Source organism: Spirillospora sp. NPDC046719 (genome assembly GCF_040645715.1).
In the GTDB taxonomy this organism is placed as follows: Bacteria; Actinomycetota; Actinomycetes; order Streptosporangiales; family Streptosporangiaceae; genus Spirillospora.
Map to the genome: position 1 here is coordinate 1 of NZ_JBEYYT010000422.1, position 8,017 is coordinate 8,017.

Below are 8,017 nucleotides of genomic sequence, written 5' to 3' on the forward strand. Positions count from 1 at the left end.
GCCGCCACCGCCGCCGCGGCCGGCGGGAACGGGCTGACGACGAGGTCGAGGTTCGGGGGCAGGGCGCCGAGGCCGCGGAACCGGTCGCGCAGCCAGAACGCCAGCGGCAGCCCGGCGGCGGCGCCGAGCGGCCCGGCGGCGAGGCCGATGAGCAGCGCCTCCCGCCCGATCATCCGGCGGACCTGCCGGGGCGTCGCGGCGACGGCGCGCAGCAGCGCGATCTCCCGCTGCCGCTGCTGCACCGAGAGCGCGAACGTGCCGGACACGACGAGGATCGCGACGAGCAGGGCCGTCCCGCCGAGCGCGCCGCCCATGCTGATCAGCTTGACGCGGGACCGCTCGGCGCCGGGGAACTCGGCCCGGCCGCGGTCCGCGCCGGTGTGGACGGTGGCGCGGGTGCCGCGCAGCGCGCCGGCGATCGCGGCCTTGGAGCCGGTCGCGCCGATCGCGGTGACCATGCCGGGGTGCCCGGCCAGCCGGCGCGCCTCGGCGGTGCTGAAGAAGATCGCCGCTTGGTCCTTGAGCGCCTGCCGCGTCACGCCGGTCACCCGGTAGGACCCGGGTTCGGCGGACGCGACCCGCACCCGCGACCCGGCGTGCAGGCCGTTCGCGCGGGCCGTCGCCGCGTCGACCACGATCTCGCCGGGGGCGGCGGGCGCCCGGCCCTCCCGCAGCGTGAACGGGGTCAGCGCGGCCGACTCCCAGCCGTGCCCCCACGACTCGTCCGGCGCGGCGCCGATCTCGGCGGGGAACGCGACCTCGGTGATGACACCGCGGGCGCCCGCCGCGCGGACCCTGTCGGCGGCCGAGGCGGACAGCCACGCCCGCTCCGCGATCGCCTTGGCCTTGTGCTTGACCTTGCCCTTCTTCTTGATCTTCGTCTGGTGGACGAACTGGTCGCCGGTCACGACGACCAGCGCACCGGCGTACCGCTCCGGCGCGACCGATCCGCGCAGCCCGGTGTCCAGCAGGACCCCGCACGCGCACACCAGCGCCGCCGCGCACAGCAGCGCGGCGAACGCCCCCGCGAACCCCGCCTTGCGGTGCCGCACCGTGGAAAGGACGATTCCGAGCATCACTTCCACGCCCCCAGCCGGGTCATGCGGGCCGCCACCTTGTCGCTGGACGGCGCGTCCATCGCGTCGGCGATCCGGCCGTCCGCGAGGAACAGCACCGTGTCCGCGTAGGACGCGGCGACCGGGTCGTGGGTCACCATCACGACCGTCTGCCCCATGGCGTCGACGGTCTCGCGCAGCAGCGTCAGGACGTCCCGGGCCGTCATCGTGTCGAGCGCGCCGGTCGGCTCGTCGCCGAACACCACCTCCGGACGGGTCACGAGCGCGCGCGCTATGGCGACGCGCTGCTGCTGCCCGCCGGACAACTGCGCCGGACGGTGCCCGGTGCGTTCGCTCAGGCCGACTCTCGCGACGACCTCGTCCAGCCACTTGCGGTCGACCCGCGCACGGGCGAGCCGCAGCGGCAGAGTGATGTTCTGCTCGACCGTCAGCGACGACACCAGGTTGAACGCCTGGAACACGAAACCGACCCGCTGCCTGCGCAGCTCCGTCAGCTTCGTCTCGTTCATGGACGACAGCTCGGTGTCGCCCAGCCGGACGCTGCCGGACGTCGGGGTGTCGAGGCCCGCGGCGCAGTGCAGGAACGTGCTCTTCCCCGATCCCGACGGGCCCATCACGGCGGTGAACCGGCCGCGCGGGATGCCCGTCGACACCTCGCGCAGCGCCGCCACCGCGCCCCTCCCCTTGCCGTACACCTTGCTGACCGCGTCCATCCGCACCGCTTCGTTCATGAGGACAAGTCTTCTGACCTGCGGCTTCACGGGCCAGAGAGCAGATCACCGGTGCCATGTGATCTCGTCATGGTCCGGCCCGTGACGCGGTCACTGGTAGACATGAGCCGTGATCAACGTGCTCCTCGCGGACGACCACCACGTGGTGCGCAGCGCGCTGGCGGCCCTGCTGTCGCTGGAACCGGACCTGACCGTGGTGGCCGAGGTCGAGCGGGGCGACGCGGTCCTCGCCGCGGCCCGCGCCGCCCGCCCGGACGTCGCCGTGCTGGACGTCGACATGCCCGGCCTGGACGGCCTCGCGGCCGCCGCCGCCCTGCACGACGCCCTCCCCGGCGTCGCCGTGATGATCCTCACCGGCCACGGCAAGCCCGGCCACCTGCGCCGCGCCCTCGCCGCGAACGTCCGCGGCTTCCTGCTGAAGACCGCGCCGCCGGACGAGCTCGCCGCCGGGATCCGCAAGGTCGCCGCGGGCGAGCGCGTCCTCGACCCGCAGCTCGCCCTCACCGCCTGGGACCTCGCCGACAACCCGCTCACCCCGCGCGAGACGGACGTGCTGCGGCTGGCCGCCGAGGGCGCCGAGGCACCGGAGATCGCCGCGCGGCTGCACCTGTCGGCGGGGACCGTCCGCAACTACCTGACCGCCGTCGTCACCAAGCTCAACGCCCGCAACCGCACCGACGCGGCCCGCATCGCGCGGGAGGCCGGCTGGCTCTAGCCGGCCTCCTCTTCGGGCCGGCTCTGGCCGACGACCGCCTCCACCCGGAAGCCGCCCTTTCCGTCGGCGCGCGCGCTGAGCGTCCCTCCGGCCGACGCCAGGCGGGTGGTGAGGTTCCCGATTCCCGACCCGGGCGCCGTACGCGGCGCCGCCGGATCCAGCCCGTCGTTCTCCACGACCAGCCGGACCACACCGTCCTCCTGCTCGGTCGCGATGACGCAGCGCGTCGCGGCGCTGTGCCGGAGGATGTTGGTCACGGCCTCGCGCAGCACCGTGCCGAGCACCGCGGACGTCCCGTCCGGCACCTCGCCGTGCGCGAGGTCCATCTCGACCTCGACGCCCGCCGCCGTCAGCACCGACCGCGCGGAGCGCGCCTCGCCGTCCAGGGACAGCCCGGCCTCGCCGCCGGTGGCCGCCTCCAGGTCCTTCCGGGCCCGCTCCGCCATCGCGACGACCTCTTCCAGCTCCGCCCGCGCGCGCTTCGGATCGACGTCCGCGAGCCGCCGCGCCAGCTCGCACTTCAGCAGGATCGCCGCGAGGCTGTGCCCCAGCAGGTCGTGCAGGTCGCGCGCCGCGCGCAGCCGCTCCTGGACGGTCGCCGCCCGCGCCAGCTCCTCACCGGCCGCCCGCAGGTCCCGGACGAGCCGCGCCAGCCGGACGAGCCCGTACACGACGAGGCCCGTGACCAGCGTGCTGATCACATAGTTCGTTATGGCCGCGGGCCCGAGCCGCAGGGCCCACGCGCCCGCCCCGACCGCCGCCATCACCCCGGCCACCAGCGGGACCGCGACCCGGCGCGGCAGGCCCACCAGCAGCGTCCCGACCAGGAAGCCCGCGACGCCCAGCCACGCCTTCCCGAGGAGCGGCACCGGCGCGAAGCTCAGCACCGCCAGGCACGGCGCCCACGCCCTCGGCCGCCCGGTGCTCGTCCAGAACAGCTGCACCGCGCCGATGAGGACGAGCAGCGCCGCCGCGACCGGCCACTCCGGCCCCCACGGGACCTGGAGCAGCCCCTTGACGGAGAACCCCGCCAGCACCGCCGCCAGCAGCCCCACCGACAGCCGGTAGGCCGCCCGGTCCGGCAGGCTCACCGGCCGCTCGCCCGCCGCCACCGACACCTCGACCGCGAACCTGCCGTCCTCCCCGAGCCCGGTGGCGAAGGCGCCGCCCGCGGCCCGCACCCGCCGCGCGGCGTCCGCCAGCCCCTCCTCGCCCAGCTCCGCCGTCCGGACGCCGTCGTTCACGACGCGCAGCCGCACGGACCCATCCGCCTCCGACGTCTCGATGACGCAGGTCCGCGCCGTCCCGACGCGGACCACGTCGGTGACCGCCTCGCGCAGCGCCATCGCCAGCAGCGCCCCGGCCGGGCCGAGGGGCTCACTGTGGCTCGTCCGCACCTCCGCTCGAACGCCCGCGGACTCCAGCAGAGCGCGCGCCGCCGACGCCTCGGGCGCCAGCGACATGCTGCGGAAGTCCGCCGCCGCGGCCCGCGCCTCGTTCAGCGACCTCCGCGCGACGTCCAGCACGTCCGCGATCGCCTCGGGCCGCTCCAGCGCCCGGCGGCTCCCCTCGGAGATCTCCCGCAGCCCGTCCCCGAGCCCGCGGTTCAGCTCCGCCGCGATCCGCAGCCGCTCCCGCGCCACCGCCGCCAGCGTCACCGGCAGCCGCGCCGCCGCGGTGTCGTCCGCCCGGTCCGCCAGCCGCACCAGCCCGTAGACGACCAGCCCGGTGAGCAGGCAGCTGATCGTGACGTCGGCGCCGCCGAGGACCGCCGCGCTCCCGACGACCGCCACCGCGAGCGGCCACGCCCCCGCCAGCAGCAGCGAACCCGCCGCGAACCCGAGGACGCCCGCGGACGTGCCGAACGCCAGCACGCCCGCGTAGGCCGCCGCCGCCTGGACGGGGATCCCCCAGCGCCACCGGCCGTCCCGCGACGCGACCCGCACGATCTGGACGGCGAGGACGACCGCCACCAGGGCGATCGCCGCCGCCACCCGGACGGCCCCCTCGGTCCGCGCCGGGGCCGCCAGCACGTACACCCCCGCGAACGACGCCAGCACGGCCCCGACGGTCAGCCGTGCCCGCCCCGGCGAACGCCCTCTCACAATCCCGGACACACCCCTACATACTCCGCGTGCCACGATCCTGCCACGCGGTGCGGCCGGTGAGGTGCGGGGTCAGCCCCAGCGGGTCCCGGCGGGCACCCGGAAGGTGGTGTTGATCCGGTTGAAGAAGTTGGTGACCGCCACCATCAGCACCAGCGACCCGAGCTGCCGCTCGTCGAAGTGCCGCGCGGCCTCCGCCCAGATCTCGTCGGTGACGGCGCCGGGCCGGTCGGACAGCCGGGTCGCGGCCTCGGCGAGCGCCAGCGCGGCCCGCTCCGCCTCGTCGAACAGCGGGTTCTCGTACCAGGCCGCCACGCCCATCAGCTTCTCGTGCGCGATGCCCGCCTTGGCCGCGGCCGTCGCGCCCGCGTCGACGCACGCGCTGCAGCCGTTGATCTGGCTAGCGCGCAGGTGCACCAGCTCCAGCGTCTCGCGCGGCACGCCGCCCGAGTACACCTCCTTGAAGAGCAGTTGCACCCCCTTCGTGATGTCGGGCTGGCTCTTCGCGTCGTGGATACGTGCCGTCATCGCTCCTCCTTGGAACGGTTCGTCGGTGGACGGCACTACGACGTCGGCGCTTCGCGGGAGGTAACGCCGGGCCCGGGGCGTTACCTCTGCGGCGCCCCGCGCGTCCTGGCAGTGACACCGCCCGCGACCGAGGAGGACCGGTGACCGACGAGGACGCGCTCGCCGCCGAGTTCCAGGCCCACCGCCCCTACCTCCACGCGGTGGCGTTCCGCGTGCTCGGATCCCATTCCGACGCGGACGACGCCGTCCAGGAGGCGTGGCTGCGGCTCGCCCGCACCGGCGGCGGCGAGATCGCGGACCTGCGCGGCTGGCTCACCACGGTGACCGGCCGCATCTGCCTGGACCTCCTGCGCAGGCGCGGGACGCGGCGCGAGCAGCCCCTCGAACTGGACGTCGGCGCGCTCCCCCTCGACGCGGCCGCGGACGCGCGGATCGACCCCGAGGAGGAGGCGCTGCTCGCCGAGTCCGTGGGCCTCGCGCTCTACGTCGTCATGGACGCCCTGACCCCGGCGGAACGGGTGTCGTTCGTGCTCCACGACGTGTTCGAGGTCCCGTTCGACGCGATCGCCGGGGTCCTCGGCCGCAGCACCGCGGCCGCCAAGATGCTCGCCAGCCGGGCCCGCGGGCGGCTGCGGCCGGGCGCGCCCGCACCGGCGCCCGGCTCCGGCGCCGCGTCCCGCGACGTCGTCGACGCGTTCCTGGCGGCGGCGGGCAGGGGCGACGTCGCCGGGCTGCTGTCCGTGCTCGCCCCGGACGTCGAGCTGCGCGCGCACGGCCCCGGCGGGAGCACCGTCGTGCGCGGCGCGGCCGAGGTCGCGGCGCAGGCGGCCAGGTTCGCGCGGCCGGGCGCGACGGGGCATCCGGCGCTCGTCGACGGCCGCCCCGGCGTCCTCATCACCGTCGGCGGACGGCCGGTCACGGTGCTGGCCTTCACGGTCACGGACGGCGCCGTCACCGCGATCAGCGGGCTCACCGACCCCGCGCGGCTGGCCCGGATCGTCCCGTCCTGGGTCGCCTGACCCGCGCGGCGCCGCACGTCGAGCGTGCTCGCCAGCTGGGCCGCCACCCTCGACGACGCCGCCTCCAGCGACGCGGCCCTCGACGACGCCGCCCGCGCGGACGGCCGCCCTCGCCGCGGGACCGGCCGCTCCCGGGGCCCGCGCACCTGACGCGGGCGACGAATCCGCGCCACGCGGGTTGTCACGCGGGGGCGTAGATCCGCGATTTCCAAATAGATACTGTTGTTCATATGAAACGCACGCGAAGGCACCGCATGCGGCGCCGCCTCACCGCGGCCGCCCTGGCGGCGTGCGCCGCCGTCGCCGCCCCCGCGCTCGCGACCGCCCCCGCCCGCGCGGAGACCGCCTACCCGGTGGGCGACCTCGCGACCTCGATCGGCAACTTCCTCTTCAGCCCCGACGCCGTCGCCGGGGCCAACATCTGGTCGTGCCGGCCGTCCGCCGAGCACCCGTACCCCGTCGTGATCGTGCACGGCACCACGTCCAACCTCGGCTCCGCCGGCGCCATGATCGCGCCCACCCTGGCCAACGCGGGGTACTGCGTCTACGGGTTCGACTACGGCGAGACGCCCTCCAGCCTCGGCCGCGTCTACGGGCTCGGCGAGATCGCCGCGTCGGCCCGCACCATGAGCGCGTTCGTCGACCGCGTGCTGACCGCCACCGGGGCCGCGAAGGTCGACGTGATCGGCGCGTCGCAGGGCGGGATGATGCCGAACTACTACATCAAGCGGCTCGGCGGCGCCGGCAAGGTCCGCACGATGATCGGGCTGTCGCCGACCAACCACGGCACCACCATGGGCGGCCTGGTCGACCTCGGCCGGACGCTGCACGTCCTCGGCCTCGTCAACGACGCCTACCGGTTCGCCGGCGCGCCCGCCTACCCCGAGCAGGAGGAGGGCTCCGACTTCCAGAAGGCGCTGTTCGCCGACGGCGACACCGTCCCCGGCGTCCGCTACCTGACGATCGCGACCTCGCACGACACGACCGTCACTCCGCTGGCGAACTCGTTCCTGCACGGCGGCGACTCGACGAACGTCCTGCTGCAGGACCTGTGCCCCGACGACCCGGTGAGCCACTCCGGGATGACGCTGGACGGCCCGGTCATGCAGATCGTCCTCGATGCCCTCGGCCCCCGCGAGCCGGGCTTCCGGCCGCGGTGCACCGGCTACGGCCCGAACATCTAGCCGGCGCCCCGGCACCGGAGCGGGCGCTGTCAAGCAGCGGCGGCGGCTGTGCGCGGTACCCGCGAGGGACGCCCCTGTGGCGCCGAGGTGCCAAACGAAGAGTCGCGCATCATCAACGCAGAGTCATCGCGTCAGGAGGGATGCGCCGCTCTGCCCCGGCGGCGGCGCGTCCCCGAACACCCGCACACCGCGCCATGGGAGACCCCGATGCACGACACCGCGACCACCGCCCTCACCGTCCCGGTCCACCGCGCCGTCCTGGCGTGCGACTGCCCCGGATGCTCCACATGCGGCGGCAGCGGCACGCTATCCGGCGGCCGCACCTGCGGCACCTGCCAGGGGACCGGACGGTGCTCGCACGGCGGCGGCCGTTGACGGGCCCCCGGCGCTCCGGCGCCACGTCCGCGACCGCCTCCCGCGGGCCGCCGCGGGGCGCCGCGGCCGAGTGAGCGGCGCGGAGCGCTTTGCCGAGAGTTGGCCGGACGCTGCCCGCCGCGCATTGCCCCCTGCTCTGACGTGCGGTTACGTTTCGACCATAGAGTGTCACTCTATGTAATCGCATGTCGGAGAATCGGGGGGAACATGTCGATCAGGTGTTTCATCGGCGGCGCCGTCGCGCTGGGCGCGGTCGCCGCCGGGACGGCCGGCGTCGCGGGGAC

General features: G+C 75.5%; 9 protein-coding genes. 5 read left to right on the forward strand and 4 right to left on the reverse strand.

The features are described from left to right. Together ABZ914_RS41570 and ABZ914_RS41575 are read right to left on the reverse strand one after the other, a co-directional pair. On the reverse strand, positions 1 to 1,076 hold a 1,076-nt coding region (locus ABZ914_RS41570; protein ID WP_500200167.1), incomplete at its 3' end, for an ABC transporter permease. Continuing rightward, positions 1,076 to 1,807, reverse strand: a complete 732-nt coding sequence (locus ABZ914_RS41575) for an ABC transporter ATP-binding protein (RefSeq protein WP_206700229.1) — start codon at positions 1,805 to 1,807, stop codon at positions 1,076 to 1,078. The genes ABZ914_RS41575 and ABZ914_RS41570, both read right to left, overlap by 1 nt. A 109-nt stretch (positions 1,808 to 1,916) precedes the next feature. Here ABZ914_RS41575 and ABZ914_RS41580 point away from each other — a divergent pair, with 109 nt between their 5' ends. Next, complete coding sequence (locus ABZ914_RS41580; RefSeq protein WP_500200168.1) at positions 1,917 to 2,522, forward strand: response regulator; 606 nt, start codon at positions 1,917 to 1,919, stop codon at positions 2,520 to 2,522. On the opposite strand, the gene ABZ914_RS41585 is transcribed toward ABZ914_RS41580, so the two are convergent. Together ABZ914_RS41585 and ABZ914_RS41590 are read right to left on the reverse strand one after the other, a co-directional pair. After that, positions 2,519 to 4,582, reverse strand: a complete 2,064-nt coding sequence (locus tag ABZ914_RS41585) for a sensor histidine kinase (protein ID WP_500200170.1) — start codon at positions 4,580 to 4,582, stop codon at positions 2,519 to 2,521. The two genes, ABZ914_RS41580 and ABZ914_RS41585, sit on opposite strands and share 4 nt — an antisense overlap. A gap of 117 nt (positions 4,583 to 4,699) precedes the next feature. Continuing rightward, positions 4,700 to 5,155: a carboxymuconolactone decarboxylase family protein gene (locus ABZ914_RS41590; protein ID WP_500200171.1), complete on the reverse strand. Its 456-nt coding sequence runs from the start codon at positions 5,153 to 5,155 to the stop codon at positions 4,700 to 4,702. 140 nt (positions 5,156 to 5,295) lie between these two features. Here ABZ914_RS41590 and ABZ914_RS41595 point away from each other — a divergent pair, with 140 nt between their 5' ends. The 4 genes from ABZ914_RS41595 to ABZ914_RS41610 all read left to right on the forward strand — a co-directional run bounded on the left by ABZ914_RS41595 (position 5,296) and on the right by ABZ914_RS41610 (position 7,733). After that, complete coding sequence (locus tag ABZ914_RS41595; RefSeq protein ID WP_500200173.1) at positions 5,296 to 6,174, forward strand: sigma-70 family RNA polymerase sigma factor; 879 nt, start codon at positions 5,296 to 5,298, stop codon at positions 6,172 to 6,174. Positions 6,175 to 6,198: 24 nt separating this feature from the next. Continuing rightward, entirely contained in the window at positions 6,199 to 6,324 is a 126-nt protein-coding gene (locus ABZ914_RS41600; RefSeq protein ID WP_500200175.1) for a hypothetical protein, read from the forward strand. Between the two features lie 80 nt (positions 6,325 to 6,404). Next, a complete protein-coding gene (locus tag ABZ914_RS41605) occupies positions 6,405 to 7,358 on the forward strand; it encodes an esterase/lipase family protein (RefSeq protein ID WP_500200176.1) in 954 nt (317 codons plus the stop codon). 207 nt (positions 7,359 to 7,565) lie between these two features. Then, entirely contained in the window at positions 7,566 to 7,733 is a 168-nt protein-coding gene (locus ABZ914_RS41610) for a hypothetical protein (RefSeq protein WP_500200178.1), read from the forward strand. Positions 7,734 to 8,017: the final 284 nt, after the last annotated feature.

Coding starts and splice junctions, on each gene's coding strand:
- ABZ914_RS41610 (WP_500200178.1), top strand. CDS start 7,566: ATGCACGACACCGCGACCACCGCCCTCACCGTCCCGGTCCACCGCGCC.
- ABZ914_RS41605 (WP_500200176.1), top strand. CDS start 6,405: ATGAAACGCACGCGAAGGCACCGCATGCGGCGCCGCCTCACCGCGGCC.
- ABZ914_RS41590 (WP_500200171.1), bottom strand. CDS start 5,155: ATGACGGCACGTATCCACGACGCGAAGAGCCAGCCCGACATCACGAAG.
- ABZ914_RS41575 (WP_206700229.1), bottom strand. CDS start 1,807: ATGAACGAAGCGGTGCGGATGGACGCGGTCAGCAAGGTGTACGGCAAG.